The organism is Oryzophilus luti (assembly GCF_059726245.1).
On record NZ_AP040874.1, the window covers coordinates 1,921,664 to 1,948,296 of the forward strand.

General features: G+C 64.0%; 24 protein-coding genes. 13 read left to right on the plus strand and 11 right to left on the minus strand.

What is annotated here, in order from left to right; translation table 11 throughout:
- The first annotated feature begins 22 nt into the window (after positions 1 to 22).
- From AC6IZO_RS08250 to AC6IZO_RS08300, 11 genes are all read left to right on the plus strand, one after another.
- Positions 23 to 748, plus strand: a complete 726-nt coding sequence (locus tag AC6IZO_RS08250) for an N-acetylneuraminate synthase family protein (protein ID WP_497809843.1) — start codon at positions 23 to 25, stop codon at positions 746 to 748.
- Positions 745 to 1,566 (plus strand): SDR family oxidoreductase, encoded by an 822-nt coding sequence (locus AC6IZO_RS08255; RefSeq protein ID WP_497809845.1) that lies wholly within the window; start codon positions 745 to 747, stop codon positions 1,564 to 1,566. Before AC6IZO_RS08250 ends, AC6IZO_RS08255 begins: the two co-directional genes overlap by 4 nt.
- Positions 1,560 to 2,360: a cytidylyltransferase domain-containing protein gene (locus AC6IZO_RS08260; RefSeq protein ID WP_497809847.1), complete on the plus strand. Its 801-nt coding sequence runs from the start codon at positions 1,560 to 1,562 to the stop codon at positions 2,358 to 2,360. The genes AC6IZO_RS08255 and AC6IZO_RS08260 overlap by 7 nt, the downstream gene beginning before the upstream one ends.
- On the plus strand, positions 2,357 to 3,592 hold the full coding sequence (locus AC6IZO_RS08265) for a DegT/DnrJ/EryC1/StrS family aminotransferase (protein WP_497809849.1): 1,236 nt from the start codon (positions 2,357 to 2,359) through the stop codon (positions 3,590 to 3,592). Before AC6IZO_RS08260 ends, AC6IZO_RS08265 begins: the two co-directional genes overlap by 4 nt.
- Before the next feature lie 3 nt (positions 3,593 to 3,595).
- Positions 3,596 to 4,975, plus strand: a complete 1,380-nt coding sequence (locus tag AC6IZO_RS08270) for an O-antigen ligase family protein (protein WP_497809851.1) — start codon at positions 3,596 to 3,598, stop codon at positions 4,973 to 4,975.
- The gene (locus tag AC6IZO_RS08275; protein ID WP_497809853.1) at positions 4,972 to 6,759 is read left to right on the plus strand and encodes a hypothetical protein; all 1,788 of its coding nucleotides are present in this window, start codon (positions 4,972 to 4,974) and stop codon (positions 6,757 to 6,759) included. Before AC6IZO_RS08270 ends, AC6IZO_RS08275 begins: the two co-directional genes overlap by 4 nt.
- On the plus strand, positions 6,747 to 7,982 hold the full coding sequence (locus tag AC6IZO_RS08280; RefSeq protein ID WP_497809855.1) for a glycosyltransferase: 1,236 nt from the start codon (positions 6,747 to 6,749) through the stop codon (positions 7,980 to 7,982). The genes AC6IZO_RS08275 and AC6IZO_RS08280 overlap by 13 nt, the downstream gene beginning before the upstream one ends.
- Positions 7,957 to 8,847, plus strand: a complete 891-nt coding sequence (locus AC6IZO_RS08285) for a glycosyltransferase family 2 protein (protein WP_497809857.1) — start codon at positions 7,957 to 7,959, stop codon at positions 8,845 to 8,847. The genes AC6IZO_RS08280 and AC6IZO_RS08285 overlap by 26 nt, the downstream gene beginning before the upstream one ends.
- Positions 8,840 to 10,456: a murein biosynthesis integral membrane protein MurJ gene (gene murJ / locus AC6IZO_RS08290; protein ID WP_497809859.1), complete on the plus strand. Its 1,617-nt coding sequence runs from the start codon at positions 8,840 to 8,842 to the stop codon at positions 10,454 to 10,456. The genes AC6IZO_RS08285 and murJ overlap by 8 nt, the downstream gene beginning before the upstream one ends.
- Positions 10,457 to 10,468: 12 nt before the next feature.
- Positions 10,469 to 11,824 carry an exopolysaccharide biosynthesis polyprenyl glycosylphosphotransferase gene (locus tag AC6IZO_RS08295; protein WP_497809861.1) on the plus strand — a complete coding sequence of 452 codons (1,356 nt, stop codon included), beginning with the start codon at positions 10,469 to 10,471 and terminating at the stop codon, positions 11,822 to 11,824.
- Positions 11,825 to 11,951: 127 nt separating this feature from the next.
- Positions 11,952 to 13,502, plus strand: coding sequence for a DUF8740 domain-containing protein (locus tag AC6IZO_RS08300; RefSeq protein WP_497809863.1), 1,551 nt, complete (start codon positions 11,952 to 11,954; stop codon positions 13,500 to 13,502).
- Between the two features lie 87 nt (positions 13,503 to 13,589).
- Here AC6IZO_RS08300 and AC6IZO_RS08305 read toward each other — a convergent pair whose 3' ends face one another.
- From AC6IZO_RS08305 to AC6IZO_RS08345, 9 genes are all read right to left on the minus strand, one after another.
- On the minus strand, positions 13,590 to 14,411 hold the full coding sequence (locus tag AC6IZO_RS08305) for an energy-coupling factor ABC transporter ATP-binding protein (RefSeq protein WP_497809865.1): 822 nt from the start codon (positions 14,409 to 14,411) through the stop codon (positions 13,590 to 13,592).
- Positions 14,408 to 16,270 (minus strand): cobalt transporter CbiM, encoded by a 1,863-nt coding sequence (cbiM, locus tag AC6IZO_RS08310; protein ID WP_497809867.1) that lies wholly within the window; start codon positions 16,268 to 16,270, stop codon positions 14,408 to 14,410. The genes AC6IZO_RS08305 and cbiM overlap by 4 nt, the downstream gene beginning before the upstream one ends.
- Positions 16,271 to 16,321: 51 nt before the next feature.
- Positions 16,322 to 17,164, minus strand: a complete 843-nt coding sequence (locus tag AC6IZO_RS08315; protein WP_497809869.1) for a hypothetical protein — start codon at positions 17,162 to 17,164, stop codon at positions 16,322 to 16,324.
- Between the two features lie 37 nt (positions 17,165 to 17,201).
- The gene (locus AC6IZO_RS08320; protein ID WP_497809871.1) at positions 17,202 to 17,408 is read right to left on the minus strand and encodes a hypothetical protein; all 207 of its coding nucleotides are present in this window, start codon (positions 17,406 to 17,408) and stop codon (positions 17,202 to 17,204) included.
- 292 nt (positions 17,409 to 17,700) lie between these two features.
- Entirely contained in the window at positions 17,701 to 19,458 is a 1,758-nt protein-coding gene (locus AC6IZO_RS08325) for a homoserine dehydrogenase (protein WP_497809873.1), read from the minus strand.
- Between the two features lie 299 nt (positions 19,459 to 19,757).
- Positions 19,758 to 20,345, minus strand: a complete 588-nt coding sequence (leuD, locus tag AC6IZO_RS08330) for a 3-isopropylmalate dehydratase small subunit (protein ID WP_497809875.1) — start codon at positions 20,343 to 20,345, stop codon at positions 19,758 to 19,760.
- A gap of 2 nt (positions 20,346 to 20,347) precedes the next feature.
- Complete coding sequence (gene leuC, locus AC6IZO_RS08335; protein ID WP_497809877.1) at positions 20,348 to 21,760, minus strand: 3-isopropylmalate dehydratase large subunit; 1,413 nt, start codon at positions 21,758 to 21,760, stop codon at positions 20,348 to 20,350.
- 75 nt (positions 21,761 to 21,835) lie between these two features.
- Complete coding sequence (gene leuB / locus AC6IZO_RS08340) at positions 21,836 to 22,936, minus strand: 3-isopropylmalate dehydrogenase (RefSeq protein WP_497809879.1); 1,101 nt, start codon at positions 22,934 to 22,936, stop codon at positions 21,836 to 21,838.
- A gap of 3 nt (positions 22,937 to 22,939) precedes the next feature.
- Complete coding sequence (locus tag AC6IZO_RS08345; RefSeq protein WP_497809881.1) at positions 22,940 to 24,157, minus strand: 2-isopropylmalate synthase; 1,218 nt, start codon at positions 24,155 to 24,157, stop codon at positions 22,940 to 22,942.
- 114 nt (positions 24,158 to 24,271) lie between these two features.
- Here AC6IZO_RS08345 and AC6IZO_RS08350 point away from each other — a divergent pair, with 114 nt between their 5' ends.
- Entirely contained in the window at positions 24,272 to 25,213 is a 942-nt protein-coding gene (locus AC6IZO_RS08350; RefSeq protein WP_497809883.1) for a LysR family transcriptional regulator, read from the plus strand.
- A gap of 6 nt (positions 25,214 to 25,219) precedes the next feature.
- On the opposite strand, the gene AC6IZO_RS08355 is transcribed toward AC6IZO_RS08350, so the two are convergent.
- The gene (locus AC6IZO_RS08355; RefSeq protein WP_497809885.1) at positions 25,220 to 25,624 is read right to left on the minus strand and encodes a PadR family transcriptional regulator; all 405 of its coding nucleotides are present in this window, start codon (positions 25,622 to 25,624) and stop codon (positions 25,220 to 25,222) included.
- A gap of 99 nt (positions 25,625 to 25,723) precedes the next feature.
- Here AC6IZO_RS08355 and AC6IZO_RS08360 point away from each other — a divergent pair, with 99 nt between their 5' ends.
- Positions 25,724 to 26,092 (plus strand): NifB/NifX family molybdenum-iron cluster-binding protein, encoded by a 369-nt coding sequence (locus tag AC6IZO_RS08360; protein ID WP_497809887.1) that lies wholly within the window; start codon positions 25,724 to 25,726, stop codon positions 26,090 to 26,092.
- A gap of 145 nt (positions 26,093 to 26,237) precedes the next feature.
- Here AC6IZO_RS08360 and AC6IZO_RS08365 read toward each other — a convergent pair whose 3' ends face one another.
- The gene (locus AC6IZO_RS08365; protein ID WP_497809889.1) at positions 26,238 to 26,549 is read right to left on the minus strand and encodes a hypothetical protein; all 312 of its coding nucleotides are present in this window, start codon (positions 26,547 to 26,549) and stop codon (positions 26,238 to 26,240) included.
- Positions 26,550 to 26,633 lie beyond the last annotated feature (84 nt).

Below are 26,633 nucleotides of genomic sequence, written 5' to 3' on the forward strand. Positions count from 1 at the left end.
TGAAGAGATGCAGGGAGGCGACATGCTGATCATTGCCGAGATTGGGCAGAACCACAACGGAGACCTGGGGCTGGCGCTGGAGATGATCCACGCCGCCCGGCAGAACGGTGCCGATATCGCAAAGTTCCAGCTCTACGACGTGGACCGGATTTTTCCGAAGACGTTTGAGTGGTACGCCGAGGGTAAGCAGGCGCAACTGACGCGCGAGCAGGTGGGGCGGCTGGCCGAGGAATGCCGCAAGACCGGCATCGAATTCTGCGCCTCCGTCTTCGACCTGGAGCGTTTTGGCTGGTGCGAGGAACTGGGCATGCGGCGCTACAAGGTGGCCAGCCGCAGCGTGCGCGACCGCGAGCTGATCGAGGCCATCGCCGCAACCGGCAAGCCGATGATTGTCTCGCTCGGCATGTGGGGCGAGGAGGCCTTCCCGCGCATCGACTCGCGCGGCCCGGTGGACTTCCTCTACTGCGTGGCCCGGTATCCGACGAAGTGGAGCGAACTCGAGTTCGACCGCGTCGACTTTACGCGCTATGCCGGGTTCAGCGATCACACGCTGGGTGTGGAGGCCGCACTGGTGGCCGCCGCACGCGGCGCGCGCATCCTGGAAAAACACTTCACGCTGGACAAGTCCATGCACGGCCCTGACCACGCCTGCAGCATGGAACCGCACGAACTGGCCGAGTTGGTCCGTTACGCGCGCAGCTTTGCCGAATTGCTGGCCGCCGGAAAGACGGCGGAGGTCACGGCATGAGCCAGCCAACGCACGCGGTGCCGCTGGAGGCCAGCCGTCTGTTCGACCTGAGCGGGCGCGTGGTGGTCATTACCGGCGCCGCCGGGCTGCTGGGCCGCGCCTTCGCCATGGCCGCCGCAAAGGCCGGAGCACGCACCGTGCTGGTGGATATCGAGGAGCAGGCTGTCGGTCTGCTCAGCCAGCAGGTCTGCCGCGAAAGCGGGCGGGAGTCGTTGCCGTTGCATGCCGATATCACCGACGCCGCGCAGGTGCGCACCGTGGTTGAAAGCACGGTGCGGCGCTTTGGCCAGCTTGACGTGCTGGTGAACAACGCGCAGTACAAGTCAAAGCACTTCTTCGCAGGCTTTGAGCAGTTTCCGCAGGAGGACTGGGAGGCGGTGATGAACGTCAACGTCACCGCGCTTTATCTGTGCTGCCAGGCGGCGGGCAACCAGATGATCTCCAGCGGACGCGGCGGCAGCATCATCAACCTGAATTCGACCTACGCCATGGTGGCGCCGAACCAGGAGCTTTACCGTGGCACCCGGATGGGCTGCCCGGCGGTCTACGCCGCCAGCAAGGGCGCCGTCTGGAGCCTGACGCGCTACCTGGCCGCGTACTGGGCCGGGAAGAATATACGAGTCAATTCGATTCAACCGCACGGCGTGTGGCAGAACCACGAGCCGCGCTTTGCGGAAAACTTTGCACGCCTCTCTCCCCTGGGGCGCATGAGTGACGCCAGCGAGTGCGTGGGCGCTCTGCTCTATCTGGCATCGGACGCCTCGAGTTACGTCACCGGCACCAATCTCGCAATCGACGGAGGCTGGACGGCATGGTGAACCGCAGACTCCCCCCTCGGACGGGCACCATCATACAAGCCCGCATGGGCTCCACCCGCCTGCCGGGCAAGACCCTGATGCCGCTGGCGGGCAAGCCGCTGCTCGGCCATGTGCTGGAGCGCGTGGCCGCCTGCGACCTGAGCGGCGAAATCATTGTGGCCACCACCACCGCGGCGGAAGACGACGCCGTTGAGCGCTACGCCATCGACTGGGGCGCCAGGGTCTTCCGCGGCAGCGCCTGCGACGTGCTCGACCGCTACTACCAGGCGGCGCGCCACTTCAAGCTGGAAGCCATTGTGCGCATCACCGCCGACGACCCGCTGAAGGACCCGGCGATCATCCGGCGCGGCATACGGACGTTTGCGCTGGCGCACGGTGCGTACGACTACGTGAGCAACCACCTGCGGCCCAGCTATCCCGACGGGCTCGACGTGGAGGTCTTCAAGTTCAGCGCGTTGGAGCAGGCCTGGAGCGAGGCCACCAAGCCCAGCCACCGGGAGCACGTGACGCCCTTTCTCTGGATGCAGCCGCACCGCTTCCGCCTGAAGAACTATGCCTGCGAGCAGGACCTGTCGCATCTGCGCTGGACGGTGGACACACCGCAGGACCTCGAATTCGTGCGCGCCGTTTACGACGAGCTTTACCAGGGAGCACCGTTTGCCATGGAAGCGGTACTTGCTCTGCTCGGGCGACGGCCCGAGCTGGCCCGAATCAATCAAGGATTCCGCAAGAACGAGGCCTTCTGGTCGGCCGTAGCGGCCGAAGACCAGTCGGCAGGAGAGAGGAAAGCGTGAACCGCATCAGCGAGTTGGAACGTCAACTGGTGAACGAGGTGCTGGACGGCGGATTTCGCAATTCGGCCTCCAGCAGCATGATGCAGCGGCTGGAGCAGCGCTTTGCCGAAAAGCTCGGGGTGCGCTACGCCATCAGCCACATCAACGGGACGGCCACGCTGCACGCGGCGCTGGTGGCCGCCGGAGTGGGCCCGGGCGACGAGGTGATTGTGCCGCCGCTGACCATGGCCTCCACCAGCTTTGCCGTGCTTCATGCCGGGGCCGTGCCGGTCTTTGCTGATATCGACCCGGAGACGCTCACCTTGGACCCTGACTGCATCGAGCGGCTGATCACACCACGCACGCGGGCCATTGAGCCCGTGGCGCTCTATGGGCTTTCGCCCGACATTGACCGCATCATGGACATCGCGCGCCGCCACGGATTGAAAGTGGTGGAGGATGACGCCGAGTGTCTGCTTGGGTTGAACCACGGACGCACCGTGGGCACCGTGGCTGATCTGTCCAGCTTCAGCTTCCAGAGTTCCAAGCACATCACCAGCGGCGAAGGCGGCATGGTGGTGACCAATGACGAGGAACTGGCCGAGCGGGTGCGCCGCTTCAACAGCCTTGGCTATGCCGCCGTGGGCGCCTCCAAGGGCAAGATAACGCGCGACACCATTCAGGCCCCCAACTACTGCCGGCACGCGGCCATGGGCTTCAACTACCGCATGCCGGAGCTGTGCTGCGCCGTGGCGCTGGGCCAACTGGAGCGCATGGACGAACTGGTGGCCGAGCGGCAGCACTGCGCGCGCGTGCTGCAGCAGGCGCTGGATGGCTGCTCCTGGCTGCAGCCGCAGAAGGTCCCCGACGGCTACGTGCACAGCTATTGGACCTTCCCGGTGATGCTGGCGCCGGAAATCGACTTCACCTGGCAGGACTTTCGCACGACCTTCCGCGGGCTTGGCGGTGACGGCATCTACGCCGCCTGGATGCTGACGTATCTGGAACCGGCCTTCGAGGGACAGGACTTCTACCCGCCGGAGACTGCGGTGCGTCAGCCATACCGGCGCGGCATTTGCCCGGTGGCCGAGAGCGTGCAGCCGCGCATTCTGCAGTTCAAAACCAACTACACGGACCGCGCCCGGCTGGCCCGACAGGCCGAGATTCTGGCGGCCACCATCGCGCACTTTGAAGGACGCAGCTTCCGCCTGCCAGCGCCCGGGCCGCGCACCAGCGTTACGGAGGCGATGTAGCGGATGGCCGCAGGCGCAATTTCGAGCTCCGTGGCGCTTGGCGGCGCCGTGCCACGTCCGCGCCTGAGGCCGCTGGTGAGTTGGGTCTTCTACGCCTTTATTCTGCTGCTGCCTTACCGCATGGCCCTGTGGATCACCGACTTCTGGAATGTGCAGAAGATTGTGGGAGCGCTGCTGCTGGCGGGCTGTGCGCTGCTGCTGGTTGCCGGGCGCGCGCGCGTGCCGCGCGAAGTGTGGTGGCTGTGCGCGGGCCTGCTGGCGGTGCGGCTGTTCTGCTCGGCGGCGGCCTACGCCTTTGGCGGGCACGAGTTCAACGCGCCGATGCTGGTGAGCTGGACGCAGTTTCTGCTGGTGCTGATGGCGGGCAGCATGCTGGTGGAGACACCGCGCGAGATGCGCCGCGTGCTGGCGGCACTGGTGATATCCGGCGCGGTAAGCTGCGTGGTCTTTCTGGCGCAGTACAAGCTGGCATCGGAGTTTCTGCAGGAGCGCGGCTTGAGCGATGACCAGCCGGTGCGCGAGCTGGGCGTGGCGGCCGGCGCCAGCTCCGACACAGGCCGCCTATTCAAGGACCGCGAGAACGACATTGACCGCACGCTCGACCTGAAGCTGGGAGCCGTCGGCGACCCCACCAGCTATTCGCTGTTCCTGCTCTGCCTGTTACCCATCAACTTTGAGTTTCTCCGCCGCAGCCACCAGACAAAGGACACCCTGCGGCTGATGATGGGTGGCTTGGCGCTCACGCTCAACTACCTGACCATCGTGATGAGCTACTCACGCACCGCATGGGTGCTGGCCATGCTGGTAACCGGCCTGGTGCTGCACCGCTACCGCGCCAACTGGCACAAGCTGGCCGTGGTGTTTGTGGCGCTGCTGCTGCTGGCGCTGCCCGCTTTGCAGGCACTGAACGCACTGCCGGCGCTGACCACGCGCGTGGAGGAGCTGGGCAACCTGTTCACCCAGAACTGGAGCAAGGATGACTCCGGCCAGATGCGGGTGGCGATTCAGCGGGCCGCGTGGGAACTGTTCACCTACAACCCGGTCTTCGGCGTCGGCATGGGCAACCTCCCGGACGAGGCGGTGCGTTACAGCGGGCTGGAGGTGGCGCAGACGGCGGAGAACCTCTATCTGCAATTGCTGGCCAACGGCGGCATCGCCAGCATGGTTCCGTTCGCGGCGCTGTACGTGTGGGTGGCGCGCAGGCGTGTCTATGGACGCAGCCTGGAGCCGGGCTTCAGCGCGGCGCTCAAGCTCAGCTTCACGGTCTTCCTGCTGATGAGCCTGACGATTTACACGGAATTCCAGATCTACATTTACGTGATGGGCGCGGCGCTGCTGGGTGAGGGCATTGTGTCAACCGCACGCGGGGAGGAGGCCGCATGAGCGCCTCCGCCACCAACGCCCGCACCGCGCCACACGCGGAGACCTCGGGCCTGCGCGTCGTCGGCGTGTTTGCGGCTACGGCCGAGGCCGCGCTGCGCATGGCTCCGCCGCGCCAGCACGATGTGCACCGCGTGGTGCTGGGCGCGCAGAGCGTTCCCGGCTGCACGCCGCTCGACCACTATCTTGCAGAGGATTTTGAGCACCGGCTCATTGAGGCCTTCGCCACCGCCTCGCGCACCTGGCATCAGCGGGCCGGTGGCGAGGATGTTTTCACCGTTGACGGCCTGGACCTGGCGGCACTCGGAGAGTTCAGCTTCCTGACGCGTGTGGTGCTGGAAAAGGGACGCACGCTGGCTGCAATCTCCGGCGCGCTTGAGGCGCTGCAACCCACGGAGGTTTGCTGCGATGCAACGCTGGCGCCCTACCTGCGCGCGCTCTACGCAGGGCCGCTCCACGTGCATGGCGAGCAGCGTACGTCAGGCACCGCAGGAGTGAGGCTGCTGCGCGAGGCGCTCGAAGGCATTGGCTACAAGCTGGTGTTTGCGCCGCTGGCGGCGCGCTGGATGCAATGGCGCAAGGGCCGCCCGCTGGCGAAGAACGCGCCTCTGTTTGTCGGCTCCGAGCACGGACTGAAGAACCTGGAGCCGTTCTTCCGGCGGATGTCCCAGAACCCCTCGCGGGAAATTTCTGTGCTGCGGCCGGTGGCGCAACTGCGCCGCAACCGCGGACTGGCCGATTCATCCCTGCCCTGGCGTGTGACGTACATGGAGCGGCTGCTGAAGCCGAGGGCCTCTGTGCGCGCGGCGTGGCGCACCCTGCGCGCCGCCGCATGGTTCCGCCGTGCCGCCCAGCAGAAAGCCTTTGACGGACTCTTCCTCTGGCAGGGCCATGACTGCCTTGAATTGTTCGCCCCGGAGTTTGCGCGCTTTGTGGCCGCACACGCTTCGGGCGCCTTCGCCGCGCACGAGATGGCAAAACCGCTGGTGAGCGCCGGGCCTTCGCGCGTCTTCTTCGATAACGCCAACGCCTGGGCCTTCTCGGTGCTGGTGGAGCACTGCCGCCGCGCAGGCATTCCGACCACGGGCTTTGTCAACGGCATGGTGCAGGACATGATCCCCTTCCGCTGCGCCACGGAGACCGTGCTCACCGCCGGGGCCTGGGACCGCGATCTGCTGGCTCCGCTGCTGCCGTGCAGTGAGGTTGTCGCCTACGGGTGTGTGCCGGCGGAAACCTCCAGCGACGGTATTGCTCGGCGGAACCTGCTGCTCGTCTCCAGCTCCTGCCGCGACCAGGAAAACCGCCGTGAGTTCGTCCGCACGGTGGCCGAATACATTGCGCGCTCTGTGCCGGAGGGCGCCTACGACGAAATCGTGCTGAAGCTGCATCCCTACGAGGACCCGGCGGCCCTGCGCGGCTACTTTGCGGAATTTCCCGCGGCGCTGGCCCGCATACGCATCACGCGCACCGGGCTGGAGGCGGAGCTGGCGCGGGCGAAGCTGGCCGTGTGCCTGCTCTCCACGGTGCTGCGCGAACTGGCCGCCAGCGAGACGCCGCTGCTGCTGTTCGACTCCATCGAGTGGCCGCGCCACACCTTCTATCGCGAGGTGCCCGCCTCGCTGCGGTTCATCACTGCGGAAGAGCTGGCGGCACGGCTGGCCGAACCGGAGTTATTGCGCATGAGTGTGCGCACGCTGCGGGAACGCTATTACGGCACACCACCGCCAGACGCCATGCGCGTGCTGGCGCGTCACCTGCTGGGAGAGGAGTCCGCATGCGCATCCTGATCTCTGCCATCGGCTACCCGCTACCGGAAGGCTACCCGTGCGGCCCGGTCACGCTGGGCGGTGTCTCCCGCGTGATGCAGACGATTGCCGAGGGCATGGCTGCACGCGGGCATGCGGTGGAAGTCTGGTGCACGAACCGGCTCGACCAGCGCGGCAAGATCGCACCCGGCACGCTGGAGCTGGTGCACAACGGTGTGCGTGTGCGCTGGCTTGACACGCATTGCATTCCCTTCTGGCCCGGAACCTTCGGCCCCAGCTACACGTCCGAGCTGGGCGGGATGATCCGTCGCGAACTAGACACGTTCGACGTGGTGCACCTGCACGAGTTCCGCAGCTACATGGCGCTGAGGCTGGCGCATGCCGCACGCCAACGGGGCATTCCTTATGTAGTGCAGCCGCACGGTTCCACCGACGTGCTCTCCTTCTACAACTCCTGCACATGGAAGCGCATTTACGACCGGCTGTGGGGCAGAAGGATTGTGCGCGATGCGACGGCGGCCATTGCCCTGCAGGGCGATGAGGCGATGAAGCTCTCTGAAATGGGGGTGGCCAGTGACCGTCTGCACGTGGTGCCCAACAGCGTGAACCTTGCGTTGCGCGCGCAGTTCCCCGCGCCCGGCGCGTTCCGCTCACGTTACGGCATTGCGCCCGAACGCAGCGTGCTGCTGTTCGTGGGGCGGCTGGAGCGCCGCAAGGGCGTAGACATTCTGCTGCGCGCGATGGCCCTGCTGCCGGAGCCGCGTCCACTGCTTGTAATTTGCGGCCCGGACGATGGCATGGAGAGCGAACTGCGCTCCCTGGCCGCCACGCTGTCAGTGGCGCGCGAAACGCTGTTCACCGGCGCGCTGAACGGCGCACCATTGTGGTCGGCCTATCTCGACAGCGATGTATTCGTCATGCCAAGCCGCTTTGAGATGTTCGGGCTGGTTGCGCTGGAAGCATGCCTGGCGGGCAAGCCCCTGGTCGTGAGCCGCCAGTGCCAGATCGCCGACCTGCTCGGCACGGCCGCGCTCCTCTCGGAGCCCGAGCCGCATCCGCTGGCCGAGGCGCTGCTCCGCCTGCTCTCCGACTCCGCGCTTCGCCAGAGGCTGGCGCTGAGTGCATGGACGCTGGCGGAAACAACCTTCTCACGCCGCATGCAGCTTGACCGCGTGGAGGCCATCTACCGGCGCGTGGCGCGCCCCGCAGGCACACGGCATGAAACTGTCGATCGTCATTCCTAACTGGAATTCGGCGGAGTTGCTGGCGCGCTGCCTGCGTTCGCTGGAGCCATGCACGGTTGCGCCGCGCGAGGTGATCGTCATCGACAACGGCTCCACACGCGACGGCTCGGTGGAGATGCTGCGCGAATGGGAAGCCCACGGCACGATCCGGACAATCTTCAACCGCGCGAACCTCGGCCCCGGCGCGGCACGCAACCAGGGCATCGCCATGGCCACGGGCGACTACCTGCTGTGTCTCGATTCCGACACGGAGGTTCTGCCGGGCGCGGTCGAACGGATGGTCGAGACCATGGACGCGCACCCCGAGGTGGGCCTGTGCGGCGCACGGCTGCATGCACCGGATGGCACACTGCAATTCACCTGCGGGCGCTTCCCCACGCTCTGGAGCAAGCTGGCGCGGCAGTTGCCCGGCAGGTTGCGCGACCGCGCGCTGCAACAGCATGAACTGCGCGCATGGGACCACCGCGGCCCGCTCTACGTCGACACATTGATCAGCGCCTGCCACATGATTCGCCGCGCAGCGCTAAGCGCGGTTGGCGGCTACGACCCCAACATCTTCTACGCGCCCGAGGACGTGGACCTGTGTCTGCGCATGTGGCGCGCGGGCTGGCGCGTGCTCTACGAGGGGCGCTCCGAAATCATCCATCACGAGCAACGCATTACGCGTCGCTGGAGCCACCTGCTGAGCCGCCCGACGCGCGAGCACTTCAAGGGGCTGGCGTACTACTTCCGCAAGCATGGCTACCTGTTCCGCGCACCTGAGTATGCAGCATCTGCTGGCGAGCCTTGCTCCGCTATGCCGGAACCTCTGACTGTACATGTGCCGCGCACCTCCGCTTCCGCCACGGAGGAGCGCCATGCTTAGGATTCTGCGGTGGGTCGGCATCATTGCACTGCTCGGCGTGGTGAGCAAGCTGCTCGGCTTCGGACGCGAAGCCAGCCTTGCCGCGTGCTTTGGCGCCAGCGGCACTACGGATGCCTACCTGGCAGCGATGACCGTGCCCTACCTGCTCTTCGGCATGGTCAACATGTCGATTGAGACAGCGGTGATTCCCGTCTTTGCCGCCGCGCGCCAGCAGTCGGAGGAGGACTACCACCGGCTGGTGTGGACGCTGTTCCACGTCATCTTTCTTGCCAGCCTCGTGCTGGTCGTCATCGGCGTACTCTTTGCACCGGCCTGGGTGCCGCGCATTGTGCCGGGCTTTCCGCACGAGCGGATGGGGATGGCCGTCACGCTCTCACGGCTGCTGCTGCCCATGCTCTTTTTCCAGGGCTTTGCCGCATGGGCCAAGGGTCTGCTGCAATCGCGGCAGAAGTTTCTGGCTCCGGCCTCCGTGGGCATTCCGTTCAACCTGCTCTCCATGCTGTTCATCTTTGTGGCTGCGCGATACGGCGTGAACTGGCTCGCCATTGGCACGGTGGCGGCCATGGCCGGGCAATTCCTTGTACAGGTGCCTGCGCTCTGGCGCGAGGGCTTCCGCTACAGCCTGGTGGCGGACTTCAAGCTGAAGGGGCTGCGGCAAGCGGCGCGCATGGTGCCGCCGGTGCTGGTCGGCGTCGGGGCGGAGCAGTTTAACTTCATCGTCAACCGCGTGCTCGCCTCGGGTCTGGCCACTGGACGCATCTCCGCCTTGAACTACGCCGAGCGTTCGCTGGGTCTCTCGCAGGGCATCATCGGGCTACCGCTCATCAACGTGCTTTACAGCGAGCTGGCAACGCACGCCGCACGCAAGGACATGGAGGAGTTCTGGAAGTACCTGGAGCGCGGGCTGCTGCTGATCGGCTTCTGCACGCTGCCCATGATGGCCTACGTGGCGGTGCTGGCGCCGGACATCACGCGCATGCTCTTCGAGCGCGGCCGCTTCACCGCTTCCGACACGCATCTGACGGCTTACGCACTCTACTTCTATGCACTCGGCATTCCGTTCCTCGTGTGGCGGGACTTCCTTGGCCGCGCCTTCTACTCGCTGCATGACGCGGTGACTCCGCTGCGCAACGGCCTCTGGATTGTGGCACTCAATGTGGCGTTAAACCTCGCGCTCGTGGGTCCGCTCAGCCACGGAGGCCTCGCGCTGGGCAACTCGGCGGCTGCGGCCTTTGGAGCCTGCGGTCTGCTGGCGCGGCTCTATCGGCGGCACCACGGACACAGCATCCGTCCGCTGCTGGCCTCGCTGGCGCGCATGAGCGCCGCTGCGGCGCTGACCGCCGTCTCGCTGCACCTGCTGGCCGGGCACGCGCTCGGGAGCGGAACCTTCGGCCTCTCGCTGGCGGCACAGGCGCTACGGCTCAGCCTGCTGGCCGCGGCCGCCACGGCGCTTTACCTGGCCGCCTGCTGGATGCTGCGCTCGCCGGAGCTGAAAGCTTCCATCGACTTCGCGCGCGACCACCTGCGGCAGCGGGGAAACTCTGCTCAACAACCGCCGGAATCTCCCTCCGGCGAACTTCCGGCTCACCCCGCTCTGGAAGCGGACTGAGGAGGCATGGCCATGACCACGCGCACGCTCGGGCAATCGTTTCAGGCCAAGCTCGTCGTCTGGTTCGGAGACTGGCTGATCGCCTTTGCCAGCTTTGCCGCGGCGCACGCGCTGACCTCCCGGCAAGCAACCGGGCTCGCCTGGGGAGCAATCGGACCGCTGGCTTTCCTGCTGCTCTCCATGCTTTACGTTCTCGACCTCTACGACCTGGAGATCTTCACCGAACCGGCTCGGATGCTGGGGCGGTTGCTGCTGGTGTGCTCGCTGCTGCTTTCGGCAGCCGCGCTGCTGAGCTGGTTCCAGCGGGCAATGTGGGAGCGGCTGGCGGCTCCGCAGGCCGTGGTGCTGGCCTTTGTGGCACTGGCAGTGTGGCGCCGGAGTTTTGCCGCGCTCTATCCGCGGCTGCAAGCGCGCGACAGCGCCGTGGTGGTGGGCGTGGGGCCAAGCGCCGACCGGCTGCGCCAACTGATGCAGCGCGCGGACTCGCCCTACCGCTTCACCGGGTTCGTCTCCACCGGGGAGGATGCCTGCGCCGAGGGGCCCGTGCTTGGCTCGGTCGCCGAGCTCAGGCAGCTTGTGGTACGGCATGGCATACGCGAGGTGGTGCTGGCCACCGACACCATTCCACCGGCAGCCGAACCGGAGCTGACACAGCTCAAATTCAGCGGCATCGGCTTCCATCAGGGGCCGGAGGTGGCGATGGAGCTGACCCAGGGCGTGCCGCTTGAACTTCTCAGTCACTCCTGGCTGCGCCTGGCGGAGAACTCCTCTCTGCTGCGCCGCCACTTCCTGCGCAAGCTCAAGCGCCTCTTTGACGTGCTGCTGGCCGCACTGCTGTTGATGATGGCCGCACCTGTGATGGCCGCTGTCGCGCTCGCCATACGTGTTGAGTCGCCCGGGCCGGTGATTTTCCGCCAGCGCCGCATCGGATGGAGAAACATTCCCTTCACGATTCTCAAGTTCCGCACCATGCAAACGGGCGGAGACGCGGCGGCGCGCTGGGCGCAGGAGAACGATCCGCGCATCACACGACTGGGCCGCTGGCTGCGGCGCACGCATCTGGATGAGTTACCCCAGATTTTTAACGTGCTGGTTGGCGAGATGAGTTTTGTGGGGCCGCGGCCTGAGCAGCCTGCTTTTGTGGATCAGTTACGCAAGGAACTCCCCTTCTACGATCTCCGCCACAGCATGGTGCCGGGCATTACCGGATGGGCACAGGTCAACTTCCGTTACGGCTCTTCGGTGGCAGACTCCCGCCGCAAGCTTGAGTACGATTTGTATTACGTTCTACATGCCTCTCCGTTGCTGGACCTCCTCGTGGTGCTCAAAACGATTCAGGTAACCATCTTCCTCCGTGGCAGCCGGTAACTGCCTGTTTCAGAATGAAACAGGCCCCATAAATCGCGCTTCGTTTCATTCGCGTTGAAGCAGTCACCTGCAGGATCATGCAGCGAGTTTTCGGCCACAACTGAAACGCACTGTTCCTGGAGACGATATGCGAGTGGGCACTCGTCAGGGCAATCTCCTGTGCGGACTGGCGCTGGCTCTTGTCGTGGTTCTGCCCGCCATTCTTATTGCACAAACCGCCGCACCTTCCCCCGTTCCATTCCTGATCCGCTACAGCGGCACGCTGCCGGCCGAGCTGCGCACAACCGGCGCACAGGTCACATTCACCTTCTACAGCCAGCAGGAAGGGGGTGCCGCCCTTTGGAGCGAGGTCCACATGGTTGCCGCCAGCGAGCGCGGAGACTTCCACGTGCGGCTCGGGGAACGCCACGACGAGGGCATTCCACTGGAGATGTTCTCCACGGGCGAGGCGCGCTGGCTCGGCGTCCGTTACAACGACGGACCCGAGCAGCCACGCATCCTGCTTCTAAGCGTGCCCTACGCGCTGAAGGCCGCCGACGCCGCCACGCTCGGAGGCCTGCCGCCCTCGGCCTTCCAACTGGCTGCGCCCGGTGCCGCAACCGCAACCTCAGCCGTTGCCCCCAGCAGCCCCGTTACCGGCATTACCACCTCGCAGATCGCGCTGCCGCAGAGTGTCACCAATGCCTGGGTGAACTTCATTCCACTGTTCACGAGCACGGCCGGAGACATGACCAGCAGCGTTCTCTACCAGGCGCCAAACGGCGCGCTGGGCATCAACACAATGTCGCCGACCTCGGGCCTGCACGTGACCACCAACCTGCCCGGCATCGCCACCTTCCAGCGCATCAACGGCGCGCGTTTTACCTTCCAGAATTATCTCGACAACGATTCCACCGGCGCGGGCAGCATCTTTTACGTCACGGACTCCACGGCGGCCAAGTACGAGCCGCTGAAGTTTGACGCACTCTCGCTGCAAATGCGCCCGAACGGCGACGCGGCTCAGTCGTTCTACCTGGATTCCACAGGCAGGCTCGGCCTGGGAACCACGGCGCCGAGCGAGCGGCTCACCGTGAACGGCAATCTGAAGTTCTCAAACGGCGGCCTGCTTAAGTTTGGCGACGGTACAGCGCAGTCTTCCGCCGCCGTGACCACCACGCTCAGCGCCGCGGACAGCTCGGTGACCGTGGGCGGCAGCACCGGCGCGCAAACCATCGCGGTCGCCAACAGCGGCATCACGGACGCCAAGGTGCATGATGTTGCGGCCACCAAGATCACCGGCACGTTGAGCGATTCGCAGATTGCCAGCGTCTCCGCCGCGAAGATTACCGGCGGCATTCCGCTCGCGCAGATCACCACGACGGGCAACGTGGAGATCGGCGACGAAGCGCTGCGCATGCTCCGCACGCGCTGTACCGGCAGCAGCAGCACGCTCACCTGCTCCGGCTCATCGTTCACCGGCAGCCGGACATCGACCGGCCTTTACACGCTGACGATGGCCACGGCCTTCGCATCTTCCGACGTGCCCGCCGTAACGGTCTCGGCCATTGCCAGCGGCAGCAGCGCCAGCAACTGGTGCAGCGTGCGTGATGCGACGTATCAGCACTTCACGGTCGCGTGCTTCAACCTCACGGGCGCCGCCGACGCGGACTTCAATGTGATCGTGCTGGGTGCGCGGTAGGCGTCTCTGTGCACGGAAAGACAGGCGGGAGTCTCCGCCAAGCGAGGGCCCCGTTCTCATGCTTTGGAACTGGACAGTGCGGCTGCGCTAGTGTTCGTGCTCGTGCGCGCCGTGTGCGTGCAGGTGAGGGTGCGAGTGCTCGATGTTGCCGTGGTGGTGGCGATGCGCGTGCACAAGGTTGCAGCGCTCAAGCAGTTCCTGATTGTGCAGAATGTCATGCGGCAGGCCGCTGGCGACCACGCGCCCGGCCTCCATGACAAACGAGACCGTCGAGATCTCCTCCACCAGTTCGAGCTGATGGGTGGCGGTAATCACTGTGCGTGAACCGTTCTTCCACTCGGAGAGCAGGTCGATAATGCGCGATTGCGAACGGGGATCGAGCGCAGCGGTCGGCTCGTCGAGCAGCAGCACCTCGGGCTCCACAGCCATGACGCTGGCAATAGCCACGCGCTTTCTTTCACCGCCGCTGAGCCGGTGCGGCGAGCGGTCGCGCAGGTGCTCCACCTGCATGAACTGCATGGCGTGCTCCACCTGCTGGCGCACCCGCTCCGGCTCCCACCCCATCTGCAGCGGGCCGAACGCGACCTCTTCAAAAACCGTGGGATTGAACAGTTGCACGTCGGGATTCTGAAAGACCATGCCCACGCGGCGGCGGAACTCCAGCGCACTGGCTTCCTGCTCAAACAGTTCCGGCGTCAGCTTCTGCGCGCCGAACAGGACTTCTCCGGAGCTGGCAAAGTAAAGCCCGGCAAGCAACTTGAGCAGCGTGCTTTTACCGCTGCCGTTGGCGCCCAGCAGGCTTACGTGCTCCCCGGCGCGGACCTCCAGTGAAACGCCACGCAGCGCCTCAATCCTGCCGTAGCGGAAGCCCGCCTCGCGAACTGTAAACAACGCTTCCTGCACGCTCACCTTCCCATCCATGCAATGGCCGCCGCCAGCAGCAGCGCCGCCAGCAAGAAGATACCATCCCGCAGGCGCAGCGCCTGCTCGTCGAGCACATGAACCTCTCCGCGGTATCCGCGCGCGAGCATGGCCATGTGCACCTCGTTACTCAGCTCGGAGGTACGTTGCAGTAGCACTCCGGCGGCGCTCGCCGCCATGCGCCGGCGCTCCGCCGCAGGCAACACGCCGACCGTGCGCGTGCGCCGCGCCTCCAGCATCTCATTCGCCGCTTCCAGCAGCAGAAAGATGTAGCGGTAGGTCATGCCAAGCACCACCACCACTTCCAGAGGAACATGCAGCGCGCGCAACGCACGCAGCACGCGCACCCACGGCGTCGTCATTACCAGCAGCACGGTCAGGGTGCTGGCGGTCTCCACGCGGGAGAGCAACAGCAACGCCGAGTGAATACCCTGCTCCGTGGCCTGCCAGCCGGTCACAGGCATATGCCACGCCGGAGTTCCCGGCGTGAGGAACACAGCCGGCAGCGCAATAACTGCCGTAAAAGCCAGCACAGGCACCCACACGCGCCTCAGCAGTTGTGCGAGTGAAATCCGCGACGCGAGGGCCAGCGCCAGTGCCAGCGCGCCGCAGACGGCAATGGCCCGCAGGTTGTGCGCCAGCGCAGTCGTAACCACCAGCGCAAGAATTCCCACGGTCTTGGCGCGGGCTTCAATCGATTGCAACAGGCCCCGGAGTTTGGCCGTCTCCTCCGAATACAGCGCGTGCTCCAGCGCGGCGCGAATGCCGACGATGCTGCGCTCAAGGAACCCGGTGCCAGCGCGTGCCGGGCGCCGCATAGAAAGCCGGTCGAGCAGCAGAACAGCGCCAAGGATCAGGCCGACGCCGAACATTGCCGACAGCATGTAGCCAAAATTCGCACTGCGCACAAATGCGGGCGCGTAGTCTGGCATGGGCGCGGTCCACAACGTACCCAGCCGCTGCATGCCGTGCGGCACCTGCTGCGGAAGTTGCTGCCCCATGGATTGCGCGGCAATCCGGGCGCGCTCGGCGGCATCCTGCATCTGCTCGCTGCTCCACTCACCCCAGGCAGTGCCCGCAGCGAGAATTCCCAAGGGCGTCGCCAGCATGAGAACACAGATCAGCACCCACAGCTTCTTGGTATTGACCGGCCCAAGTGGCGCGGAGGAATTGAGCAGACTGGCCACCAACGGAGACTCGCTGCGGAGCAGGTAGGCCAGCACGCCGCCGCTCAGGATGGCCTCGGCGGCGCCGGCAATCGTCAGGTGGCCGAGCATCATGGCCGGCACGGCAACCGAGAGCGGATACGGCGCGTAGAGTGGAGCGCCGCTGGCGTCATGAAAAAACGTGGGCTGGATGCCGAACTCGATGGCCGCGCAGAGTGCCGAGGCATTAATGGCTGCGTAGCCCGCAATAGCCGCCGCAAACACTTTGCGCCGCTGCGAGCTATGCGCGCCGCCGGAGATCAGTTTGAAGACCACCCACGCGACCAGCGAGCCGACCACGGCCATGTTGAAGCAGTTGGCTCCGAGCGCCGTTATGCCGCCGTCGCTGAAGAACACCGCCTGGATGAACAGCGCCACGGAAATCGCGAGGATCGAGGCCCAGGGACCGAGCGCAATCGCCGCCAGTCCCACGCCTACGGCGTGCCCCGTGGTACCGCCGGGCAGGGGCAGATTGAACATCATGACCACGAAGGAGAACGCAGAAAATACGGAGAGGTATGGGACCAGACGCGTGCTGAGCGCGCGGCGCACTTTGCGCAAGGAAACGTACCAGAACGGGGCGGCCCCGGCGTAAAGCACGGCGCAGGTCGAGGGGCTCAGATATCCGTCCGGTATATGCATGGCAGCCTGCTTCCAGCATATCCCACGGCAGGCAGACGAGGCGTGTGAGTTTTATTTCTCTTCGGAAGCGGGCTTGCTGTGTGTGCCTTCTGGCTTGCGCGCCAGCCAGTAACGGTGCGGGTCGTCGTCATCCTGGGCGAAGCCGGATTGCACTACCTCGGCAATGATCTTGCCGTCGCGAATCTCTCGCTGGAGGGCCAGGACGTCCTCGATGGTGCCGCGGTAACGCACCTGCTCGGGCAGCAGAAAAACAATCAGCCAGATGAACTCGGTGATGAAAAAGCGCCCGGTCCAAACCACCCACATCTGGGCATTCACGGTAGAGTTGTTGAACGAGTACAACCAGGTAACAACGGTGTCAATCGGCAGCGAAAAAAGAAAGCCGAGTCCAATTCCGTTCGTACGCCGGCTCCACGGTGCATTGATGTTGGAGGCAAATAGCATCAAGAAAAGAAAGACCGCAAAGAGAACCAGCGTAATCGCCCGATCCATGCTGGTGGTGACACGCGCGAGGCGATCCACATAGGAGACCTCCACATTGAAAGTCACCACTGCAATGGTGACTACCGCCCAACTGACTGCAGCAGCCAGCGCCGCAATGTTACGACGCGACAATACTCGTAGCGAGGCGAAGGACCCAAAGAAAACCTCCACACCAACCGCCACCATCAGTCCAAACTTCAGAACATCCGCGAAGTAATACAGCCAGAGATAAATGACAGCATTGCTGCGGAGCGCGAACAAGAGCGCATCAGTGATACAGGAGACTGCAATATAGCCAAAAAAGGCGGGATGGGTGCGGAAGGCGCGCCGCCACATAAGCACGCCCACCAGCACACCCTGAAGGAGGATGCCCGCGAGGAACAACAGGGTTTGCAATGCTCCTCCACTCATCAGCGGGGCCTCCGGACACTACGTTCGGCGTAGAAGGTTAGCGCTGCGCAATCGCTCTCACGCCCTGAGTCGTTCCACGATCTCCGCAATCGCCATTCGGGCACAGCGGCGGTGGCATGATCGAACCCGGCGTCGAGTTGGTCTGCACGTGCGTGGTCAGCGGGTTGGCGTTCTTGGTGGTGACGGTCTGGGACAGAGCCATGGCAAGCGTAACGGCGACGAACAAAGCGACACGGATCTTCATAAACACTCCTCTGAAAGTCAAAGTCTGGGTGACTACAGAGAGAGCCTACGGCGATTGTGACTGGCTTTGCCATGAGTAATTTCCCGCATGTCCTACAGTACATGGCACTTATCCATGTACGAATGAGTGACATTGCAATTACTATCTACACTCGAAACGCCGCTTAAGTGTAACAAATAAAGCGATCGTCAATCTCAAACGTTCATTATTAGCAGATGCTCTTTGGTAACTTGGCTACTATTACCAAAAGTTATGCTGCCCCAAGAAAAGTCGTGCTATTGGACGACCGGACCTAGGCCAGAGTGACCTCCTGCAACTCAGAACGTTCCCTTCCGGCACGGCAGAGATCAAAGATATCCGCGACGACCGACTCTGCGGTAGGCCAGCGCCCGGCCCCCTTGCCCCTTACCTGCTCCGTCGCACCATCCACGGCGGAAATCAGGAGGCAGTTCTCCTCATTCCGGGTTCCACCCAGAGGAGATGCCGCCTCAACGGCCTCCGGGGCCACGATGGCCCGCACGCCGTCGGCAGACTTCTCCAGCCGCCCCACCAGGCGCACTTGACGGCCTTTGCGTGCAGATTCGCGGATAAAGGCTGGCTCCAGCCCAGTGATTCCCTCGCGCTTCACATCGTCGAGGGTGATCCACTCGCCAAAGGCCGCCCGCGCCAGCAGCACCAGCTTGTGCGCGGCATCGCGGCCGTCGAGGTCGCTGCTTGGGTCCTGTTCGGCAAAACCAAGCCGCTGCGCCTCCTTCAACGCCTCTTCCGGTTCGGAGCCGGCAGCGATGCGGTCAAGCACGAAGTTCGTGGTTCCGTTGACCACGCCTTTGATGGAAGCAACGTCGGTGTTGTGCGCCAGCCGCGCCACGCTCTCCAGCATGGGGACCGCGCCGCCCACGGCTGCTGAGTATTGCAGGATTACGCCATTCTCCTGCGCCAGCTTCTGCAAGTGGGGACCGTGCGTGGAGATGACCAGCTTGTTGGCGGTGATAACGTGCTTGCCGAGCTTCAGTGCGCCCTCAATCAGCTCCAGCGCGGGGTGCAGGCCGCCGATCAGCTCAACCACCACTTCGCAGTCACCGCGCACGACCTCCCACGGGTCCTGCGACAGAAGCGGTCGCGCAATATCGTCATCACGGTCCAAGCGGCGCACGGCCACGCCGGTGACCTCAAACAGGTCCTCGCGCGCGGCCAGGCGATGGTAAACGCCAAGCCCGACGGTACCCGCGCCGAGCAGGCCCACGCGCAGAATGCGTCCGGACTGGTCGTCCTGAAAGAAGCGGCTTGGCTTGTTGCCGATGACGGTTGGGCTGTGCGAGTCGAGGCTGGCGACTTCGATCTCGGTAGCATGCTCGGCGGCATATTGAATGGCTTTGCGCTGCACCACGCGGCCAGCGACTTTGAGCGCCTCGTTGTAATTCAGCTCGCGATAGCGGCGCACGGAACCACGACGCAGAGGATCGGCCTCAAAGACGCCATCCACGTCCTTGATGAGGCGGCAGCGTCCGCCGAGGTGATGTGCGATGAGCACGGCGGTCAGGTCAGAGCCGCCACGTCCAAGCAGGCAGATGCCGCCCGTTGATTCATGGCGTCCGACGAAGCCCGGTGCGACAACCACAGGGAAGTTCTTGAGGCACTCATGGAGCTTGGCGGTATCGAGCGCCGCAGGCTCGGCGTCGAGCACCGCGCCACGCGCGCGAATGCCAAGCCGTGCGTCGTCAAGAATGGCGGCCGGAATGCCGGAGCGGTCCAGCGCAAGGCCCAGCAGGGCGGCCGCCGTGGCTTCACCGGTAGAGACAAGCGCGGCCACCGCGCGGTCATTCAGCCGCTCGCCGTAGCTCTCCGCCTGTGCGATGAGCTGGTTGGTGGAGGAACCGATGGCCGAGATGACGGCCACCACGCGATGCCCCTGCCGCACCCAGCGATAAATTTCGTGCACAGCCTTGGGCAGGTCCAGCTCACTGCGTACCACCGAGCTGCCAAACTTCAGAACAATGATTTCGCCGTTGGTCACTTCCGACTTCGTCTTCTGCAAATCTTCCCAGGTCACTGAGAGTCTCCCTTCCATGGTAGGTGAGTGATTGAGTGCCTTTGCGGACCGCAAAACATGCGGGCAAAAACACAACCGCCGCCGAGGTGATGCCCCAGGCGGCGGCTAAGGAAGGGATGTTCTGACTGCGATCAACGTCCGCTCCATGGCACACTTCCGCCTGGGGCGCACATGGCCATGGTGATGCACGACTTGATCAGCAGATGAAGCATCAATGTCTCCTCGCAATGCGAGTGAAGCCAGTGTACGGAGAAACGGCAGACGGTGTCAACGCGTTGGGCCGTTCTCCGCGTAAGGGATTACTGGTGCGTGGCCTCGTAACGCGCGATGTCGCCCTCGTGCTGCAGGGTGAGCGCAATGTCGTCGAGCCCCTCAAGGAAGCAGCGGCGGCGGAAGTCGTCGAGTGCGAACTTCACTGAGAGGCCCTGGTTATCGCTCACTGTCAGCTTCTCAACGTCCACCGTTAGCTCGTAACCGGGCGTCTTGGCTTCGCTGGCGAACAGCTCGCTCACCGTCGCCTCATCCAGCACTACGGTCAGCAGGCCGTTCTTGCTGGAGTTGTTGTTGAAGATGTCGGCGAACGACGGTGCAATCACCACGCGGAAGCCGTAATCCGTCAGCGCCCACGCGGCGTGCTCGCGCGAGCTGCCGCAGCCAAAGTTGCGCCGCGCCAGCAGAATGCTTGCGCCCGCGTACTTCGGCTGGTTCAGCACAAACTCCGGGTTCAGCGTAGCGTCGGCGTTGCGGCGCCAGTCGTTAAACAGAAACTGCCCGTAGCCGGTGCGCTCAATGCGCTTCAAGAACTGCTTCGGAATGATCTGGTCGGTATCGACGTTGGCGCGGTCAATCGGCGCCACTTTGCCAGTGTGAATTCGGAGTGCCTGCATAGCTAGTCCTTGTACTCCCAGCCGCGAATATCGGTCAGGTGTCCGGTGACGGCCGCTGCGGCAGCCATCGCGGGGCTCATCAGGTGCGTGCGGCCACCGCGTCCCTGGCGGCCTTCAAAGTTTCGGTTGCTGGTGGCAGCGCAGCGCTCGCCCGGCTTCAGAATGTCGGGGTTCATGCCCAGACACATGGAGCAGCCCGGCAGACGCCACTCGGCACCGGCCTCGCGGATGATGCGGTCGAGGCCTTCCTTTTCGGCGGCGGCCTTCACTTGTTCGGAGCCTGGCACCACCATCAACTGCACGCCCGCGGCGACCTTGTGTCCGCGCAGCACGCGCGCGGCGGCGCGTATGTCTTCCAGGCGTCCGTTGGTGCAGGAGCCGACGAAGGCGCGCTGAATCGTGATCTGCTCGACCGGCTCGCCGCCCCTGAGGCCCATGTAGTCGAGCGCGCGCGAAATCGAATCGCGCTCCTCATCATTCTTTGCGGCCTGCGTGGTCGGAACCTTTGCGCTGATGGCGGCAGCCATGCCCGGAGAGGTTCCCCAGGTCACGAACGGCTCCAGAGTGGAGGCGTCGAACTCGAGCACGCGGTCGTAGGTCGCGCCGGGGTCGGTGGCGAGCGCGCGCCACTCGGCAACGGTCTTGGTCCAGGCCTCGCCCTTGGGCGCGTATTCGCGGCCATCAAGGTAGGCAAACGTCGTCTCGTCGGGGGCGATCATGCCGGCGCGCGCGCCGAACTCGATGCTCATGTTGCAGAGCGTCATGCGCGCTTCCATCGAGAGCTTGCGAATGGCGTCGCCAGCGAACTCCATCACATAACCGGTGCCGGCGTCCGTGCCCCACTTGCTAATGATGGCCAGCGCCAAGTCCTTCGACGTAGTGCCCGCGGGCATTTCACCCGTCACCTTCACCAGTAGAGATTTCGGCTTCTGTTGCACCATGCACTGTGTGGCCATCACGTGCTCCACTTCGCTGGTGCCAATGCCAAAGGCAAGCGCACCGAACGCTCCGTGCGTGCTGGTGTGGCTGTCTCCGCAGACGATGGTCATGCCCGGCCGCGTGAGCGCCAGCTCCGGCCCGATGACGTGCACAATGCCCTGCCGCATGGAACCCACGCCAAACAGCGGCACGCCCGCTTCCTTCACGTTCGCGCGCAGGGTTTCCATCTGCTGCGCGGCAATCGGATCATCGAGCTTGGCGCGCTGCGCGTCCGTGGTCGGAATGTTGTGGTCGATGGTGGCGAAGGTGTGATCGGGGCGGCGCAGCTTGCGTCCGCTCAGTCGCAGGCCCTCAAACGCCTGCGGCGAGGTCACTTCGTGCACCAGGTGCAGGTCGATATAGATGAGCGTCGGCTCACCCGGCGCGCTGCGCACCACGTGCGCATCCCAGACTTTTTCAAACAGTGTTTTCGGCATGATGTATTGGGTCTTGCGTGTTGTGCGCGGCGCTTGAACACCGCGCACAACCAAGCTTTGCAGTGAGCGTTCGGGCTACACCGCGTGGTAGGACATGCGCTGCGCCAGCAGGTCGGCCAGCGTCTCGCGAATGCGCGCACCCATCTCTTCGGTGGTCACGGTCTTTTCGCCATTGCGCGCCAGATCCTTGGTGCGCAGCCCCGCGTCGAGCGTCTTGCGGATGGCGTCTTCAATCGCCGTGGCTTCCTGCGGAAGCTGCAACGAGTAGCGCAGCAGCATGGCCGCCGAAGCAATGGCGCCGATCGGGTTCGCAATGCCCTTGCCCGCAATGTCCGGTGCGGAGCCATGAATCGGCTCATAGAGATCGACCTTGCCGCCAACGCTGGCCGAAGCCAGCAGGCCGAGCGAGCCGCTGATGACCGCCGACTCGTCCGAGAGAATGTCTCCGAACAGGTTCTCGGTCACCACCACGTCAAAACGCGTGGGCGAGATGATCATCTGCATGGCAAAGGAATCGACCAGATTGTGTTCGAGCGTGACGTCGGGATATTCCTTCGCCACCTCGGTCACCACCTGCCGCCACAGGCGGGAGGCCTCCAGCACGTTGGCCTTGTCGACCGACGTCACTTTCTTCTTCCGCTTCTGCGCTGCCTTGAAGGCCACATGCGCAATGCGCGCGACCTCTTCTTCCGAGTAGCGCATGGTGTTGAAGGCGTGGCGTGGAGAAGCCGTCTGCTCGAACGCGCGAGGCTCACCGAAGTAGAGACCGCCAAGCAGCTCGCGCACCACCAGAATGTCCGCGCCCTTGATGACCTCGGCCTTCAGCGGAGAACATGCCGCCAGCGACGAATAGGCAATCGCCGGACGCAGGTTGGCAAAGCAGCCAAGCTCCTTGCGAATGCGCAGCAGGCCGGCTTCCGGACGGCGCTTGGGCTCCAGCTTGTCAAACGCCGGGCCGCCAACCGCGCCGAGCAGCACCGCCTTCGATGCCAGGCAGCCTTCGAGCGTCTTCTGCGGCAAAGGATCGCCGAGCTCGACCGACGCGTTGCCGCCGATGGGATAGGTTTCAAACTGCAGCGTGTGTCCGCACACGTCTGAGACAACTTGCAGTGCTTTTGCCGCCTGCGATGTAACTTCCGGACCAATGCCGTCACCCGGCAATACCGCAATCTTCATCGGCTACCCATTCACGGCGGGACGCATGATGGGCTCGCCGTCCTCCACGTTGTGCTTGGCTTCCACCAGCGAGATCAGGTCCTGATCGTAGATGCGCTTCTTGCGGTCGGCCAGCTCGACAAAGCGCGCATAGACCGCGTTCAACTCCTCGCCCGAAAGGTCGTAGCCCAGCGAGCGGAAGTGATGCGCCAGCGCGTGGCGGCCCGAGTGCTTGCCCAGTACCAGCCGCGCCGGAGGCACGCCAACGCTCTGCGGCGTCATGATTTCGTAGGTCAGCGGGTTGCTCAGCACGCCGTGCTGGTGGATGCCCGCTTCATGCGCGAAGGCGTTGCGGCCCACGATGGCCTTGTTCGGCTGTACGTGGAAGCCGACGATCTCCGAGAGTAGCGCGCTCGTGCTGTAAAGCTCCTTGTGCTTGATGTTGTTGGTGACCTGGTACTGGTCGCAGCGGACGTGCAGCGCCATGACTACTTCTTCCAGCGCGGCGTTGCCCGCGCGCTCGCCAATGCCGTTGATGGTGCACTCGATCTGGCGCGCACCGGCCGCAACACCGGCCAGCGAATTCGCAACGCCAAGACCCAGGTCATTGTGGCAGTGAACGCTGATGACGTAATCGTCGCCCTCGGGGGCCTTCACGCGTTCGCGAATGGTACGGATCAGCTTGCCGTATTCGTCCGGCGTGGTGTAGCCGACGGTGTCCGGAATATTGAGCGTGCGCGCGCCGGCGTCAACCACCGCCTGCAGCACTTCGCACAGGAAGTCGACGTCCGAACGCGTGGCGTCTTCGGGCGAAAACTCAATGTCATTGCACAACGAGCGGGCAAAGGCCACGCACTCGCGAGCCTGCTTCACCGCGTCAGCGCGGCTGATCTTGAGCTTGTATTCAAGATGAATATCGCTGGTGGCAAGGAAGGTGTGAATACGCGGACGCACCGCACCCTTGATGGCGTCCCACGCCACCTGAATATCGTTCTTGACGCAGCGCGCCAGCGCGGCCACGCCCGCCTTGCGAACGGTCTCGGCGATGAGCTTGACAGCCTCGAAATCGCCGGTGGAGGCCACCGGGAAGCCGGCCTCGATGAAATCGACTCCGAGGGCTTCGAGCTTGCGCGCCAGGCGCAGCTTCTCCGGCGTGTGCATGCTGCAGCCGGGCGATTGTTCGCCATCCCTCAACGACGTGTCGAAAAACAGTACGCGGTCTACCCCGCTTACGGAATCCATGGTTCTAGGATCGGCTCCGTCGCCAGATTAGTCAATCTAATATAAGTTTCTCAAGAATTAACATCTGTGATTTAATAAGCGGACGTAATCATTTCGAGCGCAATAGGTGATTTCATGGAACTCTACCAGCTGGAGACGTTTCTCGCCGTCGTGGAAGAAAAGAGCTTTTCGCGCGCCGCCAACCGTCTGCATCGCACGCAGTCGGCGGTTTCGCAGACCATCAACAAGCTGGAGGAAGAACTGGGCGAAAAGCTGTTCGACCGCTCTTCCCGAGATGGTTCGCTGACCGATGCCGGCCAGTTGCTGGTGAGCTACGCCGAGGAGCTGCACAACCTGCGCGACAAGGCCAACTTGGCGCTGAAGGAACTCCGCCAGTTGCATCAGGGCAAGCTCTCCATCGCCGCCAACGAGTTCACCGTCACCTACCTGCTGCCGATTCTGGACCGCTACCACCGCATGTACCCGACCATCAAGATCGAGGTGCGGCGCGAACTGGCCAGCCAAATTCCGCACCAGGTGCTGCGCCACAATGTCGAGTTCGGCATCCTCTCGTTCGATCCCGAAGACGAACAGCTCAGCTCGGTCGTCTTTTATAAAGACGACCTGGTGCTCATCGTTTACCCGCAGCATCCGCTGGCCGTCACGCGCAAGGTCAGCATCCGCGACCTGGGCGCCGAATCGTTCGTCGCGCACAACGTGCTCTCGCCCTACCGCGTCAAAGTCATCCAGGCCTTCAAGAATCATCGCACGCCGCTGCACATGAACGTGGAGCTGCCCACGCTGGACGCCATCAAGAAATTTGTACGCATGGGCAAGGCCGTGGCGCTGGTGCCGCGCATTCTTGTGGAAGATGACCTGCACCGCGGCGACCTGGTGGACTTGACCGTCAGCGAGCTGCGCTTTGAGCGCAAGATGCGCATCATCACCCGCACCGGAGCGCCGCTCTCCCACGCTGGTCTGGCCTTCATGAAGGTCTGCCAGTCCATGGCGGAGCAGGAAAAGGGCCGCTACCTGTTCGAGCAGGCAAAGAAGAAGCAGCGCGCGCCCAAAGACTAAGAACGCTCAGGAACGCGGCTTTGACTGCGATATTTCGGCGCGGCGCGCGAACTTTTTCAGCGCGTCGCCCAATCCATCCATCAGCACCCGCCATTCCTGCAAATGGCGCTCACCCTGCGTGGTGAGTGCGTAAATGCGGCGCGCAGGGCCGGTACTCTGCGGCTCCCAGGACGAAGTAACGTGTCCGTTGCACTCCAATGTGCGCAGTGTGCGGTAGAGCGCCGCGCGCTCAATCGGCGCATCGGTCAACATATAGGCGGGCAGGCTTTCCGACAACTCGTAGCCGTAGGAATGGCCGCGCTCGTGGAGCATGAGCAGCACCAGCGGCTCCACAAAACGCGAAACATTGCCCATGGCGCAGGCACAGGGGTGCTCACGGTCGCCGGTACGGCACTTGCTCGAAGCTCTCAAAATCTTTCCGCCTCCGGAAAATTATTGCTTTACGCATTTTACATCTAGGTGCAAAATACAACTAGCTCAACCGAGAGGTAAGGAAACGTGAAAATCGCAGTGGCAACCATGGACGGAAGTTCGGTCTCGCAGCACTTCGGGCAGAGCACCGGTTTCATCATCTACGACATCAGCGGCAACCAGATTGTGGGCAAGAAATTGGCCACGGCCTCGCAGACGCCGCACGAATCCATTTGCGGGCACAACGAGGGCGAGCCCTCCCAGCCGCGCGTGAACCTGTTCGATCTTCTGGAAGGCTGCGACCGCCTGATCTGCGGTGGCATGGGCGCGGGCGCGGCACAGAACCTGCAGGCGCACGGCATTGATCCGATTGTGCTGCCCGGCGTGCCGTCTGCCGACCAGGCAGTGGAGGCTGTGCTCGGGGGCACCGCCAATTCCACAGGCCCACTTTGCAACTGCCATCACTAAACGAATGGCTCCACGGTGAGGTGCGACGGTAGCAACCGTTACTGTCGCACCGTCTTCACTGCCCGCGCGGCTGCTTTCTCAGGACGGCCGCGCGGGCGATTTGTTTGGAGTCACGAGCCCCTCCCGTCCGTTTGGCAATCAAGACTCATGGCCGCACAAGGAATCCAAGAACCAGCGCCACCATCGCCAAGGCAAGGCATACGCCCGTCCAAATGCCCGCACGCCGCTTGCTGCCCCAGAGAACGCCCAGCACCGCCAGTCCCACAAAGACCAGCGTGATGCCCACATGCACGGCGGCGCTGCCATACAGAGGCCCAGACGTGCCAAACCTTGTGGAGCGCGCCGGAGCCTGTTCGGTAACGATGTCCATGACGCCGATGCCAGCGACGGTTAGGCCCAGCAGCGCGAACAGAAACTTTGAAACCGGATCGAGTTTGCGCGGCCTGCTTTTCTCCAATTGGCCGGGGGGTGGTTGCTCCTGCCCATTCATGCAGTCATCATCCACGGCACGCGCGCTTCGCGCAACCGGATAAGCAGCACG